Source organism: Nocardia sp. NPDC049220, assembly GCF_040647855.1.
Classification (GTDB): Bacteria; Actinomycetota; Actinomycetes; order Mycobacteriales; family Mycobacteriaceae; genus Nocardia.
Map to the genome: position 1 here is coordinate 761441 of NZ_JBEZDA010000001.1, position 23307 is coordinate 784747.

The following is a 23307-nucleotide window of genomic DNA, read 5'->3' on the forward strand; positions in this document are numbered from 1 at the left end:
CGATATGTGTCGGGCAGCTGCCAGGTTCCGCACCACGCCGCGATGACCTGGCAACCGTCGGCGCACGCGTTGCGCGAGACGGTTCGGCGCGGTAGACATCGAGGTGCGCTGTCCCGGCAAACCTCGAGCGCATCGAAATGCGCGCGATCACGCGATGACTCGATAACCTACGTGTACCACCGACCGCGACTCGGCCACGTGCGCCGTCGGGCGTCGGGGGTGCCCGGCATTCGACGGATACCGTGATTGGTCGTCGAATCATCTGTGACCAGGCAGAACACGGAAAGGTCGTCGAACTTGCACCTGAAGAGTCTGACGCTGAAGGGGTTCAAGTCCTTCGCGTCCGCGACGACACTGCGGTTGGAGCCGGGCATCACCTGCGTGGTCGGACCGAACGGATCGGGCAAATCGAACGTCGTCGACGCGCTCACCTGGGTCATGGGCGAGCAGGGTGCGAAGGCGCTGCGCGGCGGCAAGATGCAGGACGTGATCTTCGCGGGCACCGCGGGCCGGGCGCCGCTCGGACGTGCCGAGGTCACGCTCACCATCGACAACTCCGACGGTGCGCTGCCGATCGACTACGCCGAGGTGTCCATCACCCGTCGCATGTTCCGCGACGGCGCGGGCGAATACGAGATCAACGGCAGCTCGTGCCGTCTGATGGATGTGCAGGAACTGCTGAGTGACTCCGGCATCGGTCGTGAGATGCACGTCATCGTGGGCCAGGGGCAATTGGCGGCGATTCTGGAATCGCGCCCGGAAGACCGGCGCGCGTTCGTCGAAGAGGCTGCCGGTGTACTCAAACACCGCAAGCGCAAAGAGAAGGCAGTCCGCAAGCTCGAGGCCATGCAGGCCAACCTGGCCCGGCTCACCGACCTCACCACCGAGCTGCGCCGCCAGCTCAAGCCGTTGGGCAGGCAGGCCGAGGTGGCCCGCAGGGCGCAAACCGTGCAAGCCGACCTGCGCGACGCACGCCTGCGCCTGGCCGCGGACGATCTGGTCACCCGTCGCCGGGAACTGGAGAGTCAGCAGAGCAAAGAGGCATACGCCCGCGAACAGCAGATCACCGTGCACACCGAGCTGGACGCCGCCAATGCCGCGCTGGCCCAGCAGGAGTTCCAGCTTTCCCGGCTGACCCCCAGCGCAGAGGCCGCGGCGCAAATCTGGTTCCAGCTCTCTGCGCTGGCCGAGCGGGTCAACGCCACTATCCGCATCGCGGGCGACCGCGCGCGTCATCTGGACACCCACACCCCCATTGGCACCGGCCGTGACCCCGAGCAGCTGGAGGCCGAGGCCGAACGTGTCGAGGCCGAGGAAGCCGAGTTGCGTGCGGCCGTCGAGATGGCCGCCGAAACCCTCGAGGCGGCCAGAGACCAGCTGGCCGAACGGGAGTACGCGGCCAAGGCCGCCGAGCAAGCGCACATGGCCGCCGTGCGGGCGATCGCCGATCGTCGCGAGGGCCTGGCTCGGCTCTCCGGCCGGGTCGACACCCTGCGCACCAGAACTCAGTCGGTGGACGCGGAGATCGCCAGGCTGTCGGTGGCCATCGGCGACGCCAGGCACCGCGGCGAGGCGGCTCAGGCTGAATTCGACACGGTGCAAGCCGAACTCGACGAACTGGATGCGGGCGAAGCGGGTCTGGACGCCCAACACGAGCACGCCGTCCAGGCGTTGGCACTGGCCGATCAGCGTGTCACCGAGTTGCGTGAGCAGGACCGCGAGGCGAGCAAGCGGGTGGCGTCGCTGACCGCGCGCATCGAGGCGCTCGGCATGAACCTTGCCCGCCGCGATGGTGTTGCCTGGCTGGTGGAAAACCGGGCGCAGGGGCTGCTCGGCCCGCTGTCGGAGGTGTTGCGGGTGCACGGCGGGTTCGAGGCGGCGGTCGCCGCGGCACTCGGCCCGCTCGCCGACGCCGTCGCCGCCGACACCGACCACGCCGCGCACGTCGCGATCCACGCGCTCAAGGCGGGTGACGGCGGGCGCGCCGCCGTGGTGTTCGGCGTGGACGGCGAGCAGCGGCCGCAGCTCGGCGCCCTGCCCGGGGCGGCGCAGTGGCTGAGTGAGGTGGTCGATTGTCCCGACCGCGTGCGCGGCGCGATCATGGCTCTGACCACGGGGATCGCGGTCGTCGACGATCTGACCGGCGCGCGTGCGGTCGTGGCCGCCCGGCCGGACGTCCGGGTCGTCACTCGCGACGGCGACCTCGCGGGAAACGGCTGGCTGCTGGGCGGCTCCGACCGGGCGCCGAGCCAGCTCGAGATCCAGGCCGACATCGATGCGACAAAGGCGGATCTGGTCGCGGCCCAGCGCCGCGCCGAGGAACTGGAGGCGGCGCTGTCCGGTGCGCTCGCCGAACAGACCGACCGTAAAGACGCCGTCGACCATGCGCTGCTGGCGCTGCACGAATCCGACCAGGCGCTGGTGGCGATCTATGATCGGCTCGGCAGGCTCGGCCAGACCGCGCGTACCGCGCGCGCCGACAGCGAGCGGCTGCTGGCCCAGCGCGCCGAAACGGAGGCGAGCCGGGAAGAAGCGCTCGCTGCGCTCGCCGACCTGGAGGATCGCCTGCGGCGCACCGAACTCGAGCAGTCCGAGGTCGATGCCGATGGACTCGGCACGGCCGGCACCGAATCCGCCGGCCGCGCGCGCGAGGAAGCGGCGTCCGCGCTCGCCGAGGTGCGTGCTATGGAGGTCGAGGCCCGCTTGGCCGTGCGCACCGCCGAAGAACGCGCGGAATCGGTGCGCGGAAAGGCCGACGGGCTGCGCAGGGCCGCTCGCGCCGAGCGAGAGACCCGTGCCCGCGCCGAGCGTGCGCAGGCCGCGCGCAAGCAGGCGGCTGAGGTGGCGGCCGCCGTCGCCGAATCGGGCACGAAGATCGCCGCCGAATTGGAGAAAGTGGTCGGCGAGGCCGTCGCCCGCCGTGATGACCTGGTGCGCAGGCGCGGCGAATGCGCTGCCCAGGTCGAGCAGGTCAAGGAGCGCGTGCGCGCACTGACCACGCAGCTGGCGCAGCTGACCGACGCGGTGCACCGTGACGAGGTGGCCAAAGCCCAGGCGGCGCTGCGCATCGAACAACTGGAGGCGACCATCGCCGAGCAGTTCGGCCTCGCATTGAGCGACCTGATCGCCGAATACGGCCCCGATGTGCCGCTGCCGCCGTCGGAACTAGAGATGCACGAGTACGAGCAGGCACACCAGCGCGGGGAACAGGTCAGTTTGCCTGCCCCGATGCCCTACGATCGGCAGACCCAGGAGCGGCGCGCCAAGCGCGCGGAGAAAGATCTCGCCACGCTCGGCAAGGTGAATCCCCTTGCGCTGGAAGAGTTCGCGGCCCTCGAGGAGCGTTACAACTTCTTGGCCACCCAACTCGAGGATGTCAAGAGCGCGCGCAAGGACCTGATGGACGTAGTCGCCGAGGTCGACGACCGGATCCTGCAGGTGTTCACCGAGGCCTACGCGGATGTTGAGCGCGAGTTCGTCGGGGTGTTCGCGAAGCTATTTCCCGGCGGGGAGGGGAGATTGCTGCTCACCGACCCCGCCAACATGCTCACCACAGGTATCGAGGTGGAGGCGAGGCCGCCGGGAAAGAAGGTCAAGCGGCTGTCGCTGCTGTCCGGTGGCGAGAAGTCGCTCACGGCGGTCGCCCTGCTGGTCGCCATCTTCCGTGCTCGGCCTTCTCCGTTCTACGTGATGGACGAGGTGGAGGCCGCGCTCGACGACACCAACCTGCGCCGCCTGATCGGCTTGTTCGAGCAGTTGCGCGAGAAGAGCCAGCTGATCGTGATCACCCATCAGAAGCCGACGATGGAGATCGCTGACGCACTCTACGGCGTCAGCATGCGTGGCGACGGTATCACCCAGGTGATCTCTCAGCGGTTACGCGGTGAGAACCTGACCCCGGCGGCGCGCCCGGCCGAGCCAGCACGGGTCTAGCGGCCGCTACGCCGGTCGCCGTGCCTGATACGGCTTGGCTGTGTGCCGTCAGAAAGCGCATCGGCGCCGCACCGCGGCGGGGCGATAGCGTCGAAGGACGCAGCTGCGTCAGTGCCGTGTCGATCGCTGCCGCGCCCGATGGATCAGCTTCCGATGGCGTTCGGTCCGGCGGGAGGAGGATCCGTCCGGCAGCCGTCACGGCCGCCGGCGGAGGGACGGGTCACGGGCTGTTCAGAGCAGGTCGCTGACGTCGTCCGGCACGTCGACGGCGTATTTGCGCAAGATGTCCACCGAGATCACTTCCAGGGCGTTCTCGTGGGTCGCTGCCAGCACGACAGGTGCGGCGACACCGTCCTCGTGTGCGTGCAACCACCGTACGGCCACCACGCACCACCGGTCGCCCGGCTGAAGGCCCGGAAAATTGTTCTCCGGACGCGGCGTACTGAGATCGTTGCCGATGGATGCCTGATGCTCCAGGAACTCCGCCGTCACAACGGTGCACACGGTATGGCTACCGAGATCCTCCGGCCCGGTGCTACAGCAGCCGTCCCGGTAGAAGCCGGTGAGAGGATCGGTGCCGCACTCTTCCAGCGGCCCCCCAAGCACGTTTCGATCGGTCACGTCGCCGATCCTATTGTCACTTCGCGAGAAGTTCCGCAGGACAAGAAATCTCGGGGGCTGTGTCGGTGCTCGACGGGTCGCTTCCGTGGTGCGGCACGCTCGGCGTCCGCCGAGCTCACGCCGTGGTCGCCGGGCCGGGCGCCGACCGCTTGGTACGGCTCGGCGACCCTCCCGGCGCGGTCCTTCTGCAAGGATGGTCCGCGTGAGACCCGAAGTGTGGATCCTGATCGCCGCGGTCGCCGCTCTGCTGCTGGTGGTGCTTGTCGCCGGTTTTGTCCGGTACAAGCGCGGCCGCGTGTCGCTGACCCCGCCGCCGCAGGACAAGGAGGTGACCGACCGGTCCGGCGGCTACACCGCGTCCGGTGGATTCAACTTCAGTCGCGGCGGCACGACGACCGCGGCCGAGCCGGAGCCGATCGAACGCACCGACACCGAGGGACAACCGCACGTCGGCGACGATGCCGCGATCCCGCGCGACGCACCCGTGCGCGGCATCACCAACGTGCCGCTGCCGGAGGCGGACGTCGTCGAGGCGCCGACCGAGTCCGAGAGCGCCCCGGTCGACACCACCGCCGATACCACGGGGGATGTGTCTTCCGCCGGTCCTGCCGCGGCTACCGAAGGCGTGGAATCCGTCAAGGGACCGGCCGCGGCGGCACCGACGGAGGCCGGATCCGGCACCACGCCGGTGGCGGACGCGGGCACGCACCCGACCACCGAGTCGAGCGCCACCGAGGAACCGACAGCGACCGTCGGGTCGGAGGCGACAGCGCCGCCCGCGCCCGCCGAGCCCGGCACAACCGCCGCCGACGCCGCCGGGTCCGGCACGGTGCCTCCCGAGTCGGACATCAGCGCCGCGGCCGACACCACCGAGTTCATCGCCCCGGATACCCCTGCGGGCGTCGAGACCGTGGCACCGCTCGAGGAGATCGAACCCACCGCCGGCCGTCTGGTCCGCCTACGCGGACGCCTGTCGCGCTCACAGAACGCGGTCGGCAAGAGTCTGCTCGGCCTGCTCGGCGGCGGCGACCTGGATGAAGACTCCTGGGACGAGGTGGAGGACACGCTCGTCCTCGCCGACCTCGGTACCGCCAGCACCGCGGCGGTCGTGGCCCGGCTGCGCGAGGAGATGGCGGCCCGCAGCGTGCGCAGCACCGATCAGGCGCGGACGGTTCTGCGCGAGGTGCTGATCGAGCAGCTGCGACCCGAGCTCGACCGCTCGATCCGCGCGCTACCGCACGCCGATCACCCGTCGATCCTGTTGGTCGTCGGTGTCAACGGCACCGGCAAGACCACCACCACCGGCAAGCTCGCGCGCGTGCTGGTCGCCGATGGACGCCGGGTGCTGCTCGGTGCCGCCGACACCTTCCGAGCCGCGGCCGCCGACCAGTTGCAGACCTGGGGCGAGCGCGTCGGCGCCGAGACCGTCCGCGGCCGGGAGGGCGCTGATCCCGCCGCTGTCGCGTTCGACGCGGTGGCAGCGGGCATCGACCAGGGCGTCGACGCGGTGCTCATCGACACCGCGGGCAGGTTGCATACCAAGACCGGCCTGATGGACGAGTTGGGCAAAGTCAAGCGCGTCGTGGAGAAGAAGGCCGCCGTCGACGAGGTCCTGCTGGTGCTGGACGCGACCGTCGGTCAGAACGGTCTGACGCAGGCACGGGTGTTCGCCGAAGTGGTGAACATCAGCGGTGTCGTGCTCACCAAACTGGACGGGACGGCCAAGGGTGGCATCGTCTTCCAGGTTCAGCACGAGCTCGGGGTGCCGGTGAAGCTGGTCGGCCTCGGCGAGGGTGCCGACGACCTGGCCCCCTTCGAGCCCGCCGCGTTCGTGGACGCCCTGCTGGGCTGATCCGCCGTATCGAGTTCGCCCGCGGCGCCACCGCAGTGTGTCTGGGCCGGCTCGATCGGCGCCGCGGCGCGGGAAACGGTGCCCGCCTCCGATCGGGTGCCGTGCCGAATGCCGCTCAGCTCCTCCTGCTCGCCTACCGCTACCCCGAACCCGCCGACACTGCTCGCACGCGGCACGAAACCGCGGGTATGCGCTACGAAACGTGGTAGCAACACAGCGGCGCCATCCGTTCACGTAGGTGAAACACCGCAGCTCTACGGATGAAACACCGAGTGAGGACCCTTCTGTGCAGGTCCATTTGCCGGAATCGGCAGGGCCCGAGATGAGGAGGACGTTGAGGTGGCTTTTCCCCTTACCGGTGCACCGGACACTGGTGATACGGCATGGATGCTGGCGAGTTCGGCGCTCGTGCTGCTGATGACACCGGGCCTGGCTTTCTTCTACGGCGGCATGGTTCGGTCGAAGAATGTGCTCAACATGATCATGATGAGCATCGGCGCCATGGGCCTGGTCGGCGTGTTGTGGTCGCTGTACGGCTACTCGACGGCTTTCGGTGACAACAAGTTCGGCGTGATCGGTGATCCCACTCAATTCTTCGGGCTCGCGGGCCTGATCGGTGGCAACTCGGTCGCCGAGGTCAAGGACGCGGCGGGCGTCGTCACCACGGAGGCGGTGAACATCCCGCTCGCGGGCACCATTCCGGCGACCGTCTTCGTCGCGTTCCAGCTGATGTTCGCCATCATCACGGTTGCCCTGATCTCGGGAGCGGTCGCCGACCGTCTGAAGTTCGGCTCGTGGCTGCTGTTCGCGGGCATCTGGGTGACGGTCGTCTACTTCCCGGTCGCGCACTGGGTGTTCGACTTCGACGTGAAGGATGCCGACGGCAACCTCGTGCACGAGGGCGGCTGGATCGCCAACAAGCTCCTCGCGGTCGACTTCGCAGGTGGGACGGCCGTGCATATCAACGCCGGTGCGGCAGGCCTGGCGCTGGTGTTGGTGCTCGGTAGACGCAAGGGCTGGCCGACCACTCCGTTCCGTCCGCACAACCTGCCGTTCGTCATGCTCGGCGCCGGTCTGCTGTGGTTCGGCTGGTTCGGCTTCAACGCCGGTTCCGCGGTGACCTCCGGCGGCCTCGCCGGTTCGACGTTCATCGTCACCGCGTTCGCGACCTGTGCCGGAATGCTGGCCTGGTTGCTGGTGGAGAAGTTCCGCGACGGAAAGCCAACGTCGCTCGGCGCGGCCTCGGGCATCGTGGCCGGTCTGGTCGCGATCACCCCGTCCTGTTCCGCGGTGAACGTACTCGGCGCGCTGGTCATCGGTGCGGTAGCCGGCGCGCTGTGTGCCCTCGCGGTCGGTCTGAAGTTCAAGTTCGGTTTCGACGACTCGCTCGACGTGGTCGGGGTACACCTGGTCGGGGGCCTCATCGGCACGGTGATGGTCGGTGTCGTCGCGGCGCCCGAGGCGGGTGCCGGGAAGACCGGTCTGTTCTATGGTGGCGGATTCGATCAGCTGTGGCGCCAGGCGGTGGGCGCCGGTGCGGTACTTGCCTTCTCCTTCCTCGCGTCGCTGATCATTGCCTATATCGTGAAGTTCACCATTGGGCTGCGCGCGAGCGAGGAAGCCGAGGTGGTGGGTTTGGACGAGTCCGAGCACGCAGAATCCGCCTATGACTTCGCCGCTGTGGGTAGCACGGCACGTTCGGCCGTCAAGGAGGCATGACGAACATGAAACTGATCACCGCCATCGTCAAACCGTTCACGCTCGAGGACGTCAAGACCGGGCTCGAGCAAGCGGGTGTGTTGGGCATGACCGTCAGTGAAGTGCAGGGATACGGCCGTCAGAAGGGGCACACCGAGGTGTACCGCGGTGCCGAATACTCGGTCGATTTCGTGCCGAAGGTTCGTGTCGAGGTCGTCGTGGACGATGCGTCCGTCGACAAGGTGGTCGAGGTGATCGTCGAAGCCTCCCGCACCGGCAAGATCGGTGACGGCAAGGTTTGGGTCACACCGGTGGAGTCGATCGTCCGGGTGCGAACCGGCGAACGCGGTATCGACGCGCTGTAACGGAATACCAGTCGAGCGGCGGCCCCGTTCCCACCGGATTCCCGGTCGGGGCGGGGCCGCACGCGTGAATGGACGGTGGATGGTGGGTAGTCGATCCGATCACGACGGTGATCCGACAATGACCGAAGCGGTCAACAGCAAGTCCAACGCGGCGGCCGATCTGGTCCGCGCACGATCCCACCTGCTCGACGGCGGCCTGCCCGGAAATCCTCGGCTCGACGCCGAATCCTTGCGGCAGGCCATGGTCGACCTCTTCGAGTTCTGGCTGACCAGCAAAGCGGCCGAACTGGGCATTACCGCGGACAGCGGCCTTGCTGTCCTGGCCGTCGGCGGCCTCGGCCGCCAAGAGATGCTGCCGTACTCGGACCTGGATCTCGTGCTGTTGCACGACGATATCGACCCCGCCAGGGTGGCCGAGGTCGCCGACCAGCTCTGGTATCCGTTGTGGGATGCGCACATCAAACTCGACCACAGCGTGCGGACCGTGCCGCAGGCGCTGCAGGTGGCGGCCGACGATCTGATCGCCGCGCTCGGCATGCTGGAGTCCAGGCACATCGTCGGTGCCGAGGATCTGAGTAACCTGCTGATCGGCGGGGTGCGCCGGGAATGGCGGTCCGGGATCCGCACACGGTTCGACGAGCTGATCGCCCAGGCCGAGGCCAGGTGGGAGCGCAGCGGCGAAATCGCGCACCGCGCCGAGCCCGATCTGAAGAACGGGCGTGGCGGATTGCGCGACATGCAGCTGCTCGATGCCCTCGCCCTCGCCCAGCTGACCGACGCCATGCCTGGGCTCGGCCCGGACGTACCCGGCGGCGGATTGCCGCAGGCACGCCGGCGACTGCTCGACGTGCGTACCGAACTTCATCGGGTGGCGCGGCGGTCCCGCGATCAGTTGCGTGCGCAGGACGCGGACGAGATCGGCGCGGCCCTGCGCATCGGTGATCGGTTCGATCTGGCGCGCACACTGAGCGATTCGGCGCGAACGGTGAGCTACTCCGTGGACGTCGGACTGCGTACCGCGGCCAACGCGCTGCCACGCCGGGGACTGGCACGGCTTCGTCGCATGCCGGTGCGGCGACCACTCGATGAGGGGGTGGTCGAGCACGCGGGCGAAGTCGTGCTGGCGCGGGACGCGCGCCCGCGGCGCGATCCCGGCCTGATCCTGCGCGTGGCGGCGGCGTCGGCGCAGACCGGGCTGCCGATGTCGGCCACCACGCTGAATCGGCTGTCAGAGGACGCGCCGGAGTTTCGCGAGCCGTGGCCGAAAGACGCACTCAATGATCTGCTCGTCCTGTTGGGCGCGGGCCGTGGCGCCATCGACGCGATCGAGGCGCTGGACCGAACAGGACTGTGGGGCAGGCTGTTTCCGGAATGGGGTGTCGTGCGTGACCTGCCACCGCGCGACGTACTGCACACCTGGACCGTCGACCGCCACCTCGTGGAGACGGTCGCTTACGCCGGTGCGCTGAGCACCCGGGTGGCCCGCCCCGATCTGCTTGTCCTCGGCGCGTTACTACACGACATCGGCAAGGGCCGCGCAGGCGACCACAGCATTGTCGGCGCGGACCTGGCCACCCACATCGGTCAGCGTCTCGGTCTGTGGCCCTCGGATGTGCGCACGCTCAGCGCCGTGGTGCGCCATCATCTGTTGCTGTCGGACATCGCCACTCGGCGTGATCTGTCCGATCCCGACACCGTGCAGCACGTGGTGGACGCGCTCGGTGGCGAGCCGCAATTGCTGGAACTGCTACACACTTTGGCCGAGGCGGATTCGCTGGCCACCGGTCCCGGTGTGTGGGGGGACTGGAAAGCCGCGCTGATCGGCGAACTGGTCCGGCGCTGCCGGCTGGTCATGGCAGGGGACGAGTTGCCGACGCCGGAGCCGATCGCGTCGGAACTGATCGCAAAGGCCGCCGCGGGCGGCGTCTACGTCGATCTAAAGCCGGGGGAGAGCAAACACACCTACACCGTCACCGTCATCGCGCCCGATAGCCCCGGTTTACTGTCCGACGCCGCCGGCGTGCTGGCGCTGCACTCGCTCCGGGTACTGTCGGCCGCGCTGGGCGTCGAAGGTGCGTCGGCAGTAGATACTTTCGTCGTCGCACCCATATTCGGCGACCCCCCGGACGCTGGACTACTGCGTCAGGAGTTGATCCGGGCAACGACTGGGCATCTCGATGTGGCCGCCGTTCTGGCCGAGCGGGAACGCGCTGCCGGCGGCGTCGGCGCGGGCCGGTACGCGCGGGCTCAGCCGCGGGTGCTTTGGTCCGGCACCTCGGTACCCGGCCAGGTGATCCTCGAGCTGCGCGTCGGGGACCGAATCGGTTTGCTGAGCCGACTCGCCGCCGCGCTGGCGGGTTGCGGTGCCGACGTCCGGTGGGCGAAGGTGGTCACGATGGGGTCGGCCGTGGTCGACAGTTTCTGCCTCGACCTCGGTGCCGACGATACCTCGGTTCGCCGGGACGCGATCGAGAAAGCCATCCTCGCAGTGGTTCCCAGAGTTGAGCCAAAGACGTCGTAATGCCGCGCTCAGTCCAGTGAAAGTAATTGTGAACTGCCATCTTATGCAGTGATCAATCTGTTGCACGCTATTTGCTAGATCCGGACTGCTAGAGATTCGGTGCGCCCTACGATCAGAGCGTCTGGCTATCGCGAGCACGAGGGGAGCAGGTCGGTGGCAATTGAAGTCGTTTCGGCGTCGATGATGACAAGTGATGAGACCACCCACATGGCGCGCTGCGTCGGCGGCGACCGCTGGGTGGTCTCCTGGCTACCAGGTCGCACATTCACCGGACAACAGGCGGTCACCGCGATGACGATCGCCTCCACGGTCGCCACGTCCCCGATCCCGTCGACGACCGAATGGGCCGTCCTCGACGACTTGGCACTCGAACTGGGCCTGACCGCCCGCGAGGCTGTCTTCATGGTGATCGAGGAAAACCGCGACTACCGTAAAACCGTCAAACCACGCCGCCGCGTCCTGGACTAGCCGGCCCGCTCCGACTCGAGGGCGCACCGCCTGCACGATCACGTTGGCGATCCCACTACCCTGGGAGAGAATGTGACGTCCCCCGAGATCAGGAGCGCGATCGGTGTTCGAATCCCTGTCCGACCGGCTTACCGGTGCCCTCAAGGATCTGCGTGGTAAGGGGCGTTTGTCGCCGGCCGACATCGACGCCACCTGCCGCGAGATCCGGCTCGCTCTGCTCGACGCCGATGTCGCGCTGCCCGTGGTGCGTGGCTTCATCGGCCGGATCAAAGAGCGCGCCAAGGGCGCCGAAGTCTCCGGGGCGCTGAATCCGGCCCAGCAGGTCGTGAAGATCGTCAACGAGGAGCTCGTCGGCATCCTCGGCGGCGAGACCAGACGGCTGAACCTGGCCAAGAACCCGCCGACGGTGATCATGCTCGCCGGTCTGCAGGGTGCGGGTAAGACGACGCTGGCGGGCAAGCTGGCGAAATGGCTGAAGGGCCAGGGGCATCAGCCGCTGCTGGTCGCCTGTGATCTGCAGCGTCCGGGTGCCGTCACGCAGTTGCAGGTGGTCGGTGAGCGCGCGGGCGTGCCGGTCTACGCACCGCACCCCGGCACCTCCGTCGGAGGTGGCGAGAACCCGCTGGGCATCACCGCCGCCGACCCGGTGAACGTGGCGCGCGGCAGTATCGTCGAAGCCGAGCAGAAGCAGCACGACGTCGTCATCGTCGATACCGCGGGTCGTCTCGGCATCGACACCGAGCTCATGCGGCAGGCCGCCGGCATCCGCGACGCGGTGCGTCCGGACGAGACCCTGTTCGTGCTCGACGCCATGATCGGTCAGGACGCCGTCAGCACGGCAGAGGCGTTCCGCGACGGTGTCGGCTTCACCGGCGTCGTACTCACCAAACTCGACGGTGACGCTCGCGGTGGCGCGGCGCTGAGCGTGCGTGAGGTCACCGGTGTTCCGATCCTGTTCGCCTCCACCGGTGAGAAGCTCGAGGATTTCGACGTCTTCCACCCGGACCGGATGGCCAGCCGCATCCTCGGCATGGGCGACGTGCTCACCTTGATCGAGCAGGCCGAGCAGGTCTACGACGCGCAGCAGGCCGAGGACGCCGCCCGCAAGATCGGCAGTGGTGAACTCACCCTCGAGGACTTCCTCGACCAGATGCTGGCCATCCGCAAGATGGGGCCGATCGGCAACCTGCTCGGCATGCTGCCCGGCGCCGGCCAGATGAAGGACGTGCTCGCCCAGATCGACGACAAGCAACTCGACCGCGTGCAAGCGATCATTCGCGGCATGACCCCCGCCGAACGCGACAATCCCAAGATCATCAACGCCTCCCGCAGGCTGCGCATCGCCAACGGCTCCGGTGTCCAGGTCTCCGAGGTCAATCAGCTCGTCGACCGGTTCTTCGAAGCGAAGAAGATGATGGCCATGATGGGCCGTCAGATGGGCCTGCCCGGCTCGCGGCGTGGCAATACCAAGAAGGGTAAGAAGGGCAAGAAGGGTGGGCGTGGTCCGACGCCGCCGAAGGTGCGCGGTGGGTTCCCCGGCATGCCGGGACTGCCCGCCGGCATGCCTGATATCTCCCAGATGCCTGCCGGTCTCGACCAGCTGCCGCCCGGCCTGGAGGGTTTCGATCTCTCCAAGTTGAATTTTCCGAAGAAGTAAATTTCTGCCCGAGCGTGGCATCGCTGGGGTAACTCTCATGCTGCCCGGACAGTAGGTTGGAGGTAGCTGACGAGTTCGGGAGGTTGCTGTGCATCTGCGAGGTGTGGTTCTGCCTGGTGCTGAGATGCGCGATCTGTGGGTGCGGAACGGCCTGCTGTCCTTCGAACCCGTGCCCGGCGCCGAAACGCTGTGTCGCACCGGGTGGATCGTCCCCGGCCTGGTCGACGCGCACTGCCACGTGGGCATCCGGTACGGCGGGGGCCATGAGGACCGAGTGGGCGCCATCGCGCAGGCCGAGACCGAGCGGGAGGCCGGCGCCCTGCTGCTGCGCGACGCGGGCTCGCCGATCGACACCCGGTTCATCGACGACCACGAGGAACTGCCCCGGATCATCCGTGCGGGCCGCCACATCGCCCGCCCGCGGCGTTATATCCGCGAGCTGGGTATCGAACTCGACGACGAACGTGACCTGCCGGACATCGTCGCCGAGCAGGCGCGCCTCGGCGACGGTTGGGTGAAGATCGTCGGTGACTGGATCGACCGTTCCGTCGGCGACCTTTGCCCGTTGTGGAGCGACGCGATCCTGAAAGAGGCCATCGACGCCGCCCACGCCAACGGCGCCCGCGTCACCGCACACGTGTTCGGCGAGGACGCACTGCCCGGCCTGATCAACGCTGGTATCGACTGCCTGGAACACGGCACCGGGCTCACCGACGAGACCATCGAGATGATGGTCGAACACGGCACCGCCCTGGTTCCCACACTGGTGAACATCGACACCTTCCCGGAGATCGCCGCGAGCGCGCACAGGTTTCCGGTATACGCCGCGCATATGCGGGACCTGCACCGCGGGGTTCGCGGTACCGTCGCCGCCGCACACGAGGCGGGTGTGCCCATTTTCGCGGGCACCGACGCGGGCGGATCCATCCGACACGGGCGCATCGCCGACGAGGTCGCCGCGCTCGGCGCTGCGGGCCTGTCCCGGCACGACGCGCTCGGCGCAGCCTCCTGGAATGCCCGTGCTTGGCTCGACCGGCCGAGTATCGAGCACGGCGCTCCCGCGGATTTCATTGTCTACCAGGACGACCCGCGCACCCATCCGGAGGTGCTCACCGCCCCGTACGCCGTCGTTCTGCGCGGACGAGTGTTCGGCACACGCGATCCGGTCACCAGCCACCGCTGACTTTCGGTCGGCGTGGGCCCATTTCGCCGGCGTGCGGCGAAGTTGCGGTCGGCACTGGTGAGCTGACCGGCGGAAACCTACCGCGAATGCCGTTGCCGCTCGATACACTTTGCCGATGATTGCCCCTCCGTGGCGAGCGTCGTACGGCATCGACGCGCCGTCGGTGTTGCGGCTGCTGGGAGTTCTCGCGGTCGGATACCTGGCGGCGGCGCTGGTGGTGGCGCTGTTCCAGCACATGCGCCCGTGCGTGCTGCTCCTGGTGATCGGTGTCGTTCTCACCGCGCAGTTCGGCTTGTTCCTGCACGCGACCAGGCGGGGCAAATTCCAGGTCTGGGCCCAACTGCTCGACGACCTCGACCTGCGCGGGGACGAGCGATTACTCGACATGGGCTGCGGTCGGGGCGCCGTGCTGCTCGCGGCGGCGCGGCGGCTGCCCGCCGGATGCGCTGTCGGCTTGGACCTGTGGCGCGCGGTCGACCACTCGTACGCCGGTCCAGCCGCCACCGAACGCAACGCCGTCGCGGAGAACGTCGCCGAACGCATCCAATTGCGCACCGGCGACATGACCCGAATGCCGTTCCCGGACGGCGCATTCGACGTGGTCGTTTCCAGCCTGGCCATCCACCGCATCCAGACCGTTGAGGGCCGGGCCGCCGCGGTCCGCGAGGCCGTGCGGGTGCTGCGCCCCGGCGGCAGGTTGGTCATCGTCGATATCGGCAGGACCCGCGAATACCGCACCGCCCTCGCCGCGAGCGGCGCCACGGCGCTTGCCGGTCGCCCGCTCGGCTGGCAGATGTGGTGGGGCGGCCCCTGGATGCCCACCCGAGCCCTGACCGCGACCGCGCCGGGGTAGCCGGCTCGTCGCTCGAGGATCAGTACCGGGCATCCGGCTGTCGGCTCGTCGACGCCGGGCGCGATTTCTGGCGAGACCGGCTCGTCTGGCACAATGGACCACCGTCCATCCGGACAAGTGTCAGCCCGTCTCCGGTTACGCACCGCGCGGCGGTCACACACGCCAAACGCAAAACCGGGCTCGCAGACCGTGCGGGTTGCTGAATTGCGTCGTGACCAACCAACGAAAGGCAGATCAGCAAGTGGCTGTTCGCATCAAGCTCACCCGTATGGGCAAGATCCGCAACCCGCAGTACCGTGTGGTCGTCGCGGACGCCCGCACTCGCCGGGACGGCCGGGCCATCGAGTCCATCGGCAAGTACCACCCGAAGGAAGAGCCGTCGCTCATCGAGATCGATTCCGAGCGCGCTCAGTACTGGCTGGGTGTCGGCGCACAGCCGACCGAACCGGTCCTCCAGCTGCTGAAGATCACCGGTGACTGGCAGAAGTTCAAGGGTCTCGACGGCGCCGAGGGCACCCTGAAGGTCAAGCCGGCCAAGACGTCGAAGCTCGACCTGTTCAACGCCGCGCTGGCCGCTGCCGACAACGAGCCGGTCGCCGAAGCGGTTACCCCGAAGAAGAAGGCGGCCAAGAAGGACGAGGCTGCCGAGACCGAGGCCGCCGAGTAATGCTGAGCGAGCGCAGCGAGGCGCGTTCATGAGCGCCGTCGTCGCCGATGCCGTCGAGCACTTGGTTCGCGGCATTGTCGCCAACCCCGAGGACGTCCGCGTCGAGCTGATCACCGGCCGTCGCGGACGCACGGTCGAGGTGCACGTTCATCCCGATGACCTGGGTAAGGTGATCGGTCGCGGTGGACGCACCGCGACCGCGCTGCGCACCCTCGTCGCCGGTATCGGTGGTCGGGGTATCCGGGTCGACGTGGTCGACACCGATCAGTAGATGCAACTCGTCGTAGGTCGGGTCGCCAAGTCACACGGCGTGCATGGCGAACTCGTCGTCGAGGTACGTACCGACGAGCCCGGGGCGCGTTTCTCGCCGGGTTCGGTGCTGCGTGGTCGGCTGGCGCGATCCGAGGAAATCCGCGATTTCACCGTGGAGTCGGCCCGAGAGCACTCGGGCCGACTTCTGGTGTCTCTGGCGGGTGTCGTCGATCGCACCGCCGCCGACGCGCTGCGCGGCACGCTGTTCGTGATCGACAGCGCGGACCTCCCGCCGTCGGAGGATCCGGACGAGTTCTACGACCATGAACTGGAGGGGCTGGAAGTCCGGCTCACCGACGGCACAGTGGTCGGATCCGTCCGCGAGGTGCTGCACTCCGCGGCAGGCGAACTGCTCTCGGTGCACGCCGCCGAGGACGGCCGGGAGATCTTGATTCCGTTCGTCACCGCCATCGTGCCGACGGTGTCGGTCACCGACCGCTTTGTCGTCATCGACCCGCCCGAGGGTTTGCTCGACCCGGAATGAGTCGGGGTGAGACGGTTCGCTCGGCCGACGGGGTGCGTCGACGCCCGGGTGACAGGAGGCAGGCATGAAACTCGATGTCGTCACGATCTTTCCGGAGTACTTGGAACCGCTGCGCACCGCGCTGCTGGGCAAGGCGATCGACAAGGGGCTGATCTCGCTCACGGTGCACGATCTGCGCCGCTGGACTCACGATGTGCACAAGTCGGTCGACGACTCCCCGTACGGCGGTGGACCCGGCATGGTCATGAAGCCGACTGTGTGGGGTGCGGCTCTCGACGAGGTCTGCCCGGATGACGCACTGCTGGTCGTCCCTACTCCCGCAGGCGTGCCATTCTCCCAGGCCACCGCGCATCGCTGGGCCGCGCAGCGGCATCTCGTCTTCGCCTGTGGTCGCTACGAGGGCATCGACCAGCGGGTCTTCGACGACGCGGCTCGCCGTGTCCGAGTGGAAGAGGTCAGCATCGGCGACTACGTGCTGATCGGCGGCGAGGCGGCGGTCCTCGTCATGACCGAGGCCGTGGTCCGGCTGCTGCCCGGCGTGCTCGGCAATCAGCAGTCCCACCAAGAGGATTCGTTCTCCGACGGCCTACTCGAAGGGCCCAGCTATACTCGCCCGGTCTCCTGGCGTGGCCTGGATGTTCCGCCGGTCCTGCTCTCCGGCGACCATGCGAAGGTGGCCGCTTGGCGCCGCGAACAGGGCCTCGCCCGCACGCGTGCGCGCCGCCCGGATCTGCTGCGGGACCATGACGCGTAACTCGGGGACCGGAGAATAGGTCGTGGCTCGGCGACCTGGACCGGCACCGGGAATGCGTCGAGCGATCAGACCTCATTCGACCCGGTCGAGGTCCTCCGGCTTGTGTCATGCTGCGTGGTCTGTGGATTCTCGCACATCGCAACGTCCATACCCGTGCGGTCGTCAGGGGAGAAGTCCGTGGCGGCGAGCCGTTACGACCGCTTCGTGGCGAGAATGCGCGTCGAGCTTGACCATCGCGTTGCGCAGGTAGCTCTTGACGGTTTCCGTTCCGAGCGAGAGACGTTGTGCTGCTTCCTGATTGGTGCAACCGAGCGCGACGTGGGAGAGCACATCGAGTTCGCGGCGCGACAGGGTCTGGCTGTCGGTGCGCGGTGTGCCGACCAGAGCGCGGGTGAGCCGTTCGGACACCGCGTGCAGGCGGCCGCGTAATCGGTCGTCCTCGGTGGAGCGGGCCATGCCGCGCAATTCGGCGTGGATGTCGCGCAGTTCCTCGGTGATCTCGGGTGTCGTATCGGCCGCGGGCACGGTCGCCGCGAGCAGCCGCAGCCGGCGGTCGACCTCGTCGCGGATGGTGATCTCGATGGATAGGCGGCGAGCCGCCTGGACGAGGAGATCCGCGGTGCGATCGCCCAGCGGGCTGCTGCCGCGGGTCGCGGCGTAGAGCACGGCGCGGGATCGCTGGTCTACGACCACCGGGACGGCGAGCACGGAGCGAATACCTTCGCCGGAGACCGGGCCGTCGTAATGGTGGGTGATCGAGGAGGAGTTGGGATAGTCCGCGACCGAGGCGGGATGCCCTGAATCCATCACACGCCCGCCCAGCCCCGAGGCGCGCGACACGGACAGACCGCGTAGGCCGTTGGTTACGGTGCCGACGAATTCCGACAGCAATAGCGCGTCCTCATGTACTTCCCCGCCGAAGACCACCGGCACTGCAGCCTTGCCCGCCACCCAGCGGATCTCGGCGCGCAACGCGTCCCCGTCACGCGGACGCAGCAATGCGGTGTGGGTCACGGGGACTCACCCCTTTTCGGGGGTAGTGGCAAACGGGATGTGACCTACATCCTATTGCACACCCGGGTTGCGCCGGGTCACGGTACGAGGAGAAGCGAGATGGGCACCGATCCGAATCAGCGGGTGCGCGACCTGCTGGACTGTTACGACCGGAGCGACGCGACGGCGGCGGATCTGCTGTGTGATCGGCATCCGGCCGAGCAGGTCGCCTTCACCGTCGTCGAGGCAGACCTGTCGTCGACCGATCTCACCTACGGCGAGCTGCGCGAACGTTCGGCCCGTTTCGCCGCGGCGCTCGCCGAACTCGGTGTGCGGCCCGGCGACCGGGTCGCCACGCTGATGGCGAAGTCGGCGGACCTGGTGGTCGCGCTGCTCGGCATCTGGCGCCGCGGAGCCGTGCACGTCCCGCTGTTCACCGCGTTCGCCCCGCCCGCGATCGCGTTGCGGCTCGCGGTCGCCCGCGTCTCGATCGTCGTCGCCGATGCCGACCAGGCGCCGAAACTGGCCGCCGGCCCGAATCTGCCGGCCGAGCCGCCGTGGCGACTGATCGTCACCGGCGCGGACGTTCCCGAGGGCGCGCTGCGCATGGCCGATCTGCTCGACGCCCACTCGGCCACCCACCCGCATGCCGGGCCGGTCACGATCGGTGGCGACGGACTGTTGGTTCAGTTGTTCACCAGTGGGACCACTGGCACGCCCAAGGGTGTCCCGATTCCGCTGCGCGCGCTCGCTTCCTTCCATGCGTATCAGGAATTCGCGCTCGACGTACGGGCGGACGACGTGTTCTGGAATGCCGCCGACCCGGGCTGGGCCTATGGCCTGTACTACGCCATACTCGGCCCGCTGGCCACGGGGATCCGCAGCATCCTGCTGCACGCGGGCTTCTCCGCCCTGCTGACGCGGCAGGTGCTCGAAAAATTCGGCGTCACCAATTTCGCCGCGGCCCCCACGGTGTACCGAGCGCTGCGTGCCGACCGCACCATGCCGCTGATGCGTTTCCAGCTGCGCCGAGCGTCTTCGGCGGGCGAGCCGCTCACGCCCGAGGTCGTCGCCTGGTCGATCGAGTCCCTGGGTGTCGCGGTGCGCGACCACTACGGCCAGACCGAGCACGGCATGGTCATCTGCAACGCCTGGCACGACGACCTCGATACCAGCACGCCGATGGGCTCGATGGGCCACTCGCTGCCGGGCTGGTCCTGTGCTGTGCTCGCCGACGACGCCGACACCATCGCTCCCGCAGGTGAACTGGGCCGGATCGCCATCGACACCGAGCACAGCCCGCTGCTGTGGTTCCTCGGCTATCTCGATGCCCCGGAACGTACCGCCCAGCGCTACACCGCCGACGGCCGCTGGTATCTGAGCGGCGACGCGGGATCGCAGGACGCGGACGGCTTCTTCCGCTTCTCCGCTCGCGACGACGACGTGATCATCATGGCGGGCTACCGTATCGGCCCGTTCGAGGTGGAGAGCGTGCTCGTGGTGCACGATCAGGTCGCCGAGGCGGCTGTGGTCGGCATGCCGGACGAGCTGCGCGGCGAGGTGCTGGAGGCGTTCGTGGTGCTGCGCGACGGCGGCGCGGGCGGCGCCGAACTGGAGGCCGAACTACAGAGTCTGGTGAAGACGAGGTTCGCCGCGCACGCCTACCCGCGCAAGGTCCATTTCGTGCCGAGTCTGCCGAAGACGCCCAGCGGCAAGGTGCAGCGATTCGTGCTCCGGCAGGGGGAGGTTCGGTGATGTCGCTGCCCAGTGATGCTTCCGGCGTCTCGGACACTGCGCTGCTCGTTCAGGTACGTGGCACGTGCGCCCGCTGCGGGAACTGGCCGAACCGCCACTGCCGCAGTTCGCTGTGCGTCCGAAGGACGGCGCGACGGCCCTGTTCCAGGCCGGTTTCGCCATGGACAGAGGTGCCGTGCTGGCCGGTTCGGCCAGCACGGTCAGCGCGCAACCCCACGGTGACCTGCAGCGGCGGCTGGCCCAGCGTCGCGTTCAGGCGCTACGTCTCGAGGATGAGACCGGCAGGTCACCCACCGAGCCGGCGCATGGCTCCACGACACTTCCTCGGCTTCCTCGCCCCCGCCCCATGCCTTCCCGAATTAGCTACTGGCGTCGGCGTGGCATTGGCAATGCTCGCGCCGGCAACGCCGGACAAGCAGATGGCCAACGGGACGATAGATGCTCGCATGACTATTCCTTCTGAAATTTGCTTGCCGCCGAGTATTCGAGGGGTTGGCGTGGGTCTTGCGGTGGGGATCATTGGTCCACCAACTCACGGAGTGCTTTTGCAATCCGCTGGATCGTCTCCATAGTGGGATCAGCACTTGCGATAAGTGCTTCTGTTACTTTCGGGTCGACATAGGGCTGAATCTCGTCAGGACACGTTGAATTGCGGGTGGTTCGGTCGATGTCCATTGCGGCTCAGTCGCTGGTGGGGGCTATGGACATGCCTGCGATGAAGCCGGTATGTCCTTTGTGGTACCAGCCCTGTGGTTTCACCACGAGCAAGTTGCAGGTCGTCAGTATCCTCTGAGGTCGATAGTCGATGTGCGCCAGCGAATATGTGACGATCGCGGCGGGACCGGTTCTGAGCGCTTCCTGGAGTGTCCATGGATGCTCATCACGCTCACGCTCATCGACAATGACCGACCGTCCCAGGTCCAGGCCGAAGGCGGGTGCGAGTGCCCCGCACCGAAGCTCTTGGAGGGTTCGACTTTCCTCGTCGGTGAACTGTTGGGCGTTCAGATACAGAATCGCGTACGACATAGCGCGCTCCAGTGGCTAGTCTTGGTGCGCGCCCGGTGCAGAGTCCGGCGGGGTTTCGCTCCGAGATACCGGACCATCACCGTTTGGCTCTCCAGGCCGTGCGGTGGTGTCCTCTCCCTCTGGGACGAGAGGGAGAGGCTGGTCTGTACCGGGCGCGCTTCTTCAGTGGACCTGCTGCACAGCAAGATTCGAAGCGCTATCGTGGATATTCCATGGGGGAATCAGTGCTCTTCCACCACGGAACCTGCCATATTTCACCGATCCACTTAGCGGGGGTAATGATGACCACTGGATCTACGCTTCCCAGACGGGCTTTGGGCCGTCAGTTGAAAGGGCTCCGAGAGCGAAACGGCATCACGCAAGCCGATGCCGCACGCATCGTGGAGGTTTCACCCCAGTCGTACGGTCGTCTCGAAGATGGCAGGGTTACCAAGATAACCAACTTGGGAATAAATGCCCTAGCTAACGCTTCGGGCCGACGACGAGGAACGCAGACTACTCCTCGATCTGGCGCAAGAGATACGTGTATCGCAAGCTTCGGGCGGGGGCTGGTGGCGGGCCTATGCTGATGCCATTCCATCCGCGTTCAGTTACTACCTGGCACTGGAAGAGTCTGCCAATCACGTCATCTCGTGGCAGACGACACTTGTGCCCGGGTTATTGCAGACCCGCGAGTATCGCCGAGCGCTCATGTGGGCCGAGCGGCCAGACATGCCACCGGAGGAAGTTGAGCGCATCCTAGATATGGTAGGCAAACGGCAAGATCTGCTGACCAACAATGACTTTCGGTTCGAGGCGATCCTCTCTGAGGCGGTGCTGCGCTACATGGTAGGCGGCCGAAGAGTCGTTGCGGATCAGTTTCGGCACCTTATCGACTTGTCGGCGCTACAGAACGTATCGGTGCGCATCGTGCCGTTTACCGCAGACAGCCCGGTGGGTCTGCTAACCCGGTCGTACGTCCTGTTCGAGTTCCCTCCGCTGCCGACATCTAGGCTTATCGAACCGCCCGTGGCCTATATGGAGGGATTCGTCGGTGATCTCTACCTGGAGCGGGACGTTGAGGTGGCTCAGTATGTAGACGTAACCCGCAGGTTGGCACATGTAGCGTTACCCGAAGCGGCATCCAGGGATATGGTGCTGACAAACCTGAAGGAGTGGGATAAATGATCGACCTGTCCGGGGCGAAGTGGTTCAAGAGCAGCCGGAGCCAGGGGGCCAAGGATTGCGTGGAGGTGGCGCATCTGGACGGGGGCATGGTCGGCGTGCGGGATAGCAAAAACCCTTCCGGCCCCGCGCTGGTCTTCACCCCAACCGAGTGGGATGTATTCCTGTCGGGTGCACACAACGGCGAATTCAACCGTTACTGACTGGAGTTCGCACTCGTGAAGCCCCGCTTCGGCGGGGCTTCGCTGTTCCGGTGCCGGTGAGTGCTTGCGCATGGTGTCGGAGCGTCCCAGTGGATGTCATCGCCGAGCCAACTGCTACGACATCAACGCGGTCGCGGAGAACTTCCTCGGCCACCGCGGAGAAGAACTGTTCCACCACCATCGCTTCCACACCGTCGAAGCGTTCGCGACCGCGCTCGACGACTACATCACCTGGTACAACACGACTCGAATCAAAAGCTCGAGGGCCTGACCTCGGTGCAATACCGGCTCGAGCCCTTGCCGCCTGAAAACTGATCACCGGTCCAACTTTCGGAGCAGTTGCGGTTCATCGCGGGAGGACGGTTTTGCGTTTCGGAGCGCCGGGAGCCCTGCGGTGGTCGGTGGCGATGATGGCGTCGAGTCGTTCCCGATGTATCGAGACGAGTTCGACGTCGGTGCTGCGCTCCAGCGGTTCACCGAACCTGCGGCCCTGCGCCTTCCGGCGCGGCGTGACGCGGTCGCCGGGCCGCGGAACCAGCCATCCGGCTGGCCAGGTCACAGTTTCAGTGCGTTGTCGGACCGGGGGTTCGGTGAGTGCGAAGGACATCAGTCGTGGCATGCGTCCTCCTTTCGGCTGCGGAGTCGGGCTCGGCGGTAGGCGCTGGCGCCGATGCCGTTGCGTTGGGTAAAATGCGCCGATCGGTGACGATGTCGCGCACCGGGTCCGGGGAGGTCATGACCTTGATGTTGTCGCGTTCGCCGATCACGCGGACTTCGATCGTGTCGGTCACCACGGCT

Annotated in this window: 22 protein-coding genes; 18 read left to right on the plus strand and 4 right to left on the minus strand. The window is 67.3% G+C overall.

Annotation, left to right across the window (positions count from 1 at the left end; genetic code table 11):
- Positions 1-297 precede the first annotated feature (297 nt).
- Positions 298-3933, plus strand: coding sequence for a chromosome segregation protein SMC (gene smc, locus AB0C34_RS03245; RefSeq protein ID WP_357066950.1), 3636 nt, complete (start codon positions 298-300; stop codon positions 3931-3933).
- Positions 3934-4164: 231 nt separating this feature from the next.
- On the opposite strand, the gene AB0C34_RS03250 is transcribed toward smc, so the two are convergent.
- A complete protein-coding gene (locus AB0C34_RS03250) occupies positions 4165-4554 on the minus strand; it encodes a DUF2237 domain-containing protein (protein WP_120041702.1) in 390 nt (129 codons plus the stop codon).
- Between the two features lie 193 nt (positions 4555-4747).
- Between AB0C34_RS03250 and ftsY the strand changes: the two genes are divergently transcribed.
- From ftsY to trmD, 12 genes are all read left to right on the plus strand, one after another.
- Complete coding sequence (ftsY, locus tag AB0C34_RS03255) at positions 4748-6406, plus strand: signal recognition particle-docking protein FtsY (RefSeq protein ID WP_357066952.1); 1659 nt, start codon at positions 4748-4750, stop codon at positions 6404-6406.
- 339 nt (positions 6407-6745) lie between these two features.
- Positions 6746-8125 (plus strand): ammonium transporter, encoded by a 1380-nt coding sequence (locus AB0C34_RS03260; RefSeq protein WP_357066954.1) that lies wholly within the window; start codon positions 6746-6748, stop codon positions 8123-8125.
- A gap of 5 nt (positions 8126-8130) precedes the next feature.
- Entirely contained in the window at positions 8131-8469 is a 339-nt protein-coding gene (locus AB0C34_RS03265) for a P-II family nitrogen regulator (protein ID WP_357068434.1), read from the plus strand.
- A 118-nt stretch (positions 8470-8587) separates the two neighbouring features.
- On the plus strand, positions 8588-10990 hold the full coding sequence (locus AB0C34_RS03270; protein ID WP_357066956.1) for a [protein-PII] uridylyltransferase: 2403 nt from the start codon (positions 8588-8590) through the stop codon (positions 10988-10990).
- A gap of 153 nt (positions 10991-11143) precedes the next feature.
- On the plus strand, positions 11144-11458 hold the full coding sequence (locus AB0C34_RS03275; protein ID WP_357066958.1) for a hypothetical protein: 315 nt from the start codon (positions 11144-11146) through the stop codon (positions 11456-11458).
- 103 nt (positions 11459-11561) lie between these two features.
- Entirely contained in the window at positions 11562-13115 is a 1554-nt protein-coding gene (gene ffh / locus AB0C34_RS03280; RefSeq protein WP_357066960.1) for a signal recognition particle protein, read from the plus strand.
- Between the two features lie 124 nt (positions 13116-13239).
- Positions 13240-14298 carry an amidohydrolase family protein gene (locus AB0C34_RS03285; protein WP_357066962.1) on the plus strand — a complete coding sequence of 353 codons (1059 nt, stop codon included), beginning with the start codon at positions 13240-13242 and terminating at the stop codon, positions 14296-14298.
- A 115-nt stretch (positions 14299-14413) separates the two neighbouring features.
- The gene (locus AB0C34_RS03290) at positions 14414-15151 is read left to right on the plus strand and encodes a class I SAM-dependent methyltransferase (protein ID WP_357066964.1); all 738 of its coding nucleotides are present in this window, start codon (positions 14414-14416) and stop codon (positions 15149-15151) included.
- Positions 15152-15392: 241 nt separating this feature from the next.
- Positions 15393-15818, plus strand: a complete 426-nt coding sequence (rpsP, locus tag AB0C34_RS03295) for a 30S ribosomal protein S16 (RefSeq protein WP_357068435.1) — start codon at positions 15393-15395, stop codon at positions 15816-15818.
- Positions 15819-15846: 28 nt separating this feature from the next.
- A complete protein-coding gene (locus AB0C34_RS03300; protein WP_040708791.1) occupies positions 15847-16089 on the plus strand; it encodes an RNA-binding protein in 243 nt (80 codons plus the stop codon).
- Positions 16090-16614 carry a ribosome maturation factor RimM gene (rimM, locus tag AB0C34_RS03305; RefSeq protein ID WP_357066966.1) on the plus strand — a complete coding sequence of 175 codons (525 nt, stop codon included), beginning with the start codon at positions 16090-16092 and terminating at the stop codon, positions 16612-16614. It abuts the gene before it with no gap.
- A gap of 64 nt (positions 16615-16678) precedes the next feature.
- The gene (gene trmD / locus AB0C34_RS03310) at positions 16679-17368 is read left to right on the plus strand and encodes a tRNA (guanosine(37)-N1)-methyltransferase TrmD (protein ID WP_357066968.1); all 690 of its coding nucleotides are present in this window, start codon (positions 16679-16681) and stop codon (positions 17366-17368) included.
- 162 nt (positions 17369-17530) lie between these two features.
- On the opposite strand, the gene AB0C34_RS03315 is transcribed toward trmD, so the two are convergent.
- Positions 17531-18382, minus strand: coding sequence for a LuxR C-terminal-related transcriptional regulator (locus tag AB0C34_RS03315; protein WP_357066970.1), 852 nt, complete (start codon positions 18380-18382; stop codon positions 17531-17533).
- 99 nt (positions 18383-18481) lie between these two features.
- Between AB0C34_RS03315 and AB0C34_RS03320 the strand changes: the two genes are divergently transcribed.
- Positions 18482-20116, plus strand: coding sequence for an AMP-binding protein (locus tag AB0C34_RS03320; RefSeq protein WP_357066972.1), 1635 nt, complete (start codon positions 18482-18484; stop codon positions 20114-20116).
- A 681-nt stretch (positions 20117-20797) separates the two neighbouring features.
- Here the strand turns inward: AB0C34_RS03320 and AB0C34_RS03325 are convergent.
- Complete coding sequence (locus AB0C34_RS03325; protein ID WP_357066974.1) at positions 20798-21142, minus strand: hypothetical protein; 345 nt, start codon at positions 21140-21142, stop codon at positions 20798-20800.
- A 281-nt stretch (positions 21143-21423) separates the two neighbouring features.
- Between AB0C34_RS03325 and AB0C34_RS03330 the strand changes: the two genes are divergently transcribed.
- The 4 genes from AB0C34_RS03330 (at position 21424) to AB0C34_RS03345 (ending at position 22780) form a co-directional block, all read left to right on the plus strand.
- Positions 21424-21711: a helix-turn-helix domain-containing protein gene (locus tag AB0C34_RS03330; RefSeq protein WP_357068437.1), complete on the plus strand. Its 288-nt coding sequence runs from the start codon at positions 21424-21426 to the stop codon at positions 21709-21711.
- Positions 21712-21745: 34 nt separating this feature from the next.
- Entirely contained in the window at positions 21746-22309 is a 564-nt protein-coding gene (locus AB0C34_RS03335; RefSeq protein WP_357068439.1) for a DUF5753 domain-containing protein, read from the plus strand.
- The gene (locus AB0C34_RS03340; protein WP_357066976.1) at positions 22306-22509 is read left to right on the plus strand and encodes a DUF397 domain-containing protein; all 204 of its coding nucleotides are present in this window, start codon (positions 22306-22308) and stop codon (positions 22507-22509) included. Before AB0C34_RS03335 ends, AB0C34_RS03340 begins: the two co-directional genes overlap by 4 nt.
- Before the next feature lie 70 nt (positions 22510-22579).
- A complete protein-coding gene (locus AB0C34_RS03345) occupies positions 22580-22780 on the plus strand; it encodes an IS3 family transposase (RefSeq protein ID WP_357066978.1) in 201 nt (66 codons plus the stop codon).
- Positions 22781-22855: 75 nt separating this feature from the next.
- Here AB0C34_RS03345 and AB0C34_RS03350 read toward each other — a convergent pair whose 3' ends face one another.
- Entirely contained in the window at positions 22856-23128 is a 273-nt protein-coding gene (locus tag AB0C34_RS03350) for a hypothetical protein (RefSeq protein ID WP_357066980.1), read from the minus strand.
- Positions 23129-23307: the final 179 nt, after the last annotated feature.

Excerpts from the sequence above, each read along its gene's own strand:
- ftsY (WP_357066952.1), top strand. The coding sequence starts at position 4,748 with ATGGTCCGCGTGAGACCCGAAGTGTGGATCCTGATCGCCGCGGTCGCC.
- AB0C34_RS03265 (WP_357068434.1), top strand. The coding sequence starts at position 8,131 with ATGAAACTGATCACCGCCATCGTCAAACCGTTCACGCTCGAGGACGTC.
- AB0C34_RS03270 (WP_357066956.1), top strand. The coding sequence starts at position 8,588 with ATGACCGAAGCGGTCAACAGCAAGTCCAACGCGGCGGCCGATCTGGTC.
- AB0C34_RS03285 (WP_357066962.1), top strand. The coding sequence starts at position 13,240 with ATGCGCGATCTGTGGGTGCGGAACGGCCTGCTGTCCTTCGAACCCGTG.
- AB0C34_RS03290 (WP_357066964.1), top strand. The coding sequence starts at position 14,414 with ATGATTGCCCCTCCGTGGCGAGCGTCGTACGGCATCGACGCGCCGTCG.
- AB0C34_RS03300 (WP_040708791.1), top strand. The coding sequence starts at position 15,847 with ATGAGCGCCGTCGTCGCCGATGCCGTCGAGCACTTGGTTCGCGGCATT.
- rimM (WP_357066966.1), top strand. The coding sequence starts at position 16,090 with ATGCAACTCGTCGTAGGTCGGGTCGCCAAGTCACACGGCGTGCATGGC.
- trmD (WP_357066968.1), top strand. The coding sequence starts at position 16,679 with ATGAAACTCGATGTCGTCACGATCTTTCCGGAGTACTTGGAACCGCTG.
- AB0C34_RS03320 (WP_357066972.1), top strand. The coding sequence starts at position 18,482 with ATGGGCACCGATCCGAATCAGCGGGTGCGCGACCTGCTGGACTGTTAC.
- AB0C34_RS03325 (WP_357066974.1), bottom strand. The coding sequence starts at position 21,142 with ATGTCGTACGCGATTCTGTATCTGAACGCCCAACAGTTCACCGACGAG.
- AB0C34_RS03330 (WP_357068437.1), top strand. The coding sequence starts at position 21,424 with ATGACCACTGGATCTACGCTTCCCAGACGGGCTTTGGGCCGTCAGTTG.
- AB0C34_RS03340 (WP_357066976.1), top strand. The coding sequence starts at position 22,306 with ATGATCGACCTGTCCGGGGCGAAGTGGTTCAAGAGCAGCCGGAGCCAG.
- AB0C34_RS03345 (WP_357066978.1), top strand. The coding sequence starts at position 22,580 with ATGGTGTCGGAGCGTCCCAGTGGATGTCATCGCCGAGCCAACTGCTAC.
- AB0C34_RS03350 (WP_357066980.1), bottom strand. The coding sequence starts at position 23,128 with ATGCCACGACTGATGTCCTTCGCACTCACCGAACCCCCGGTCCGACAA.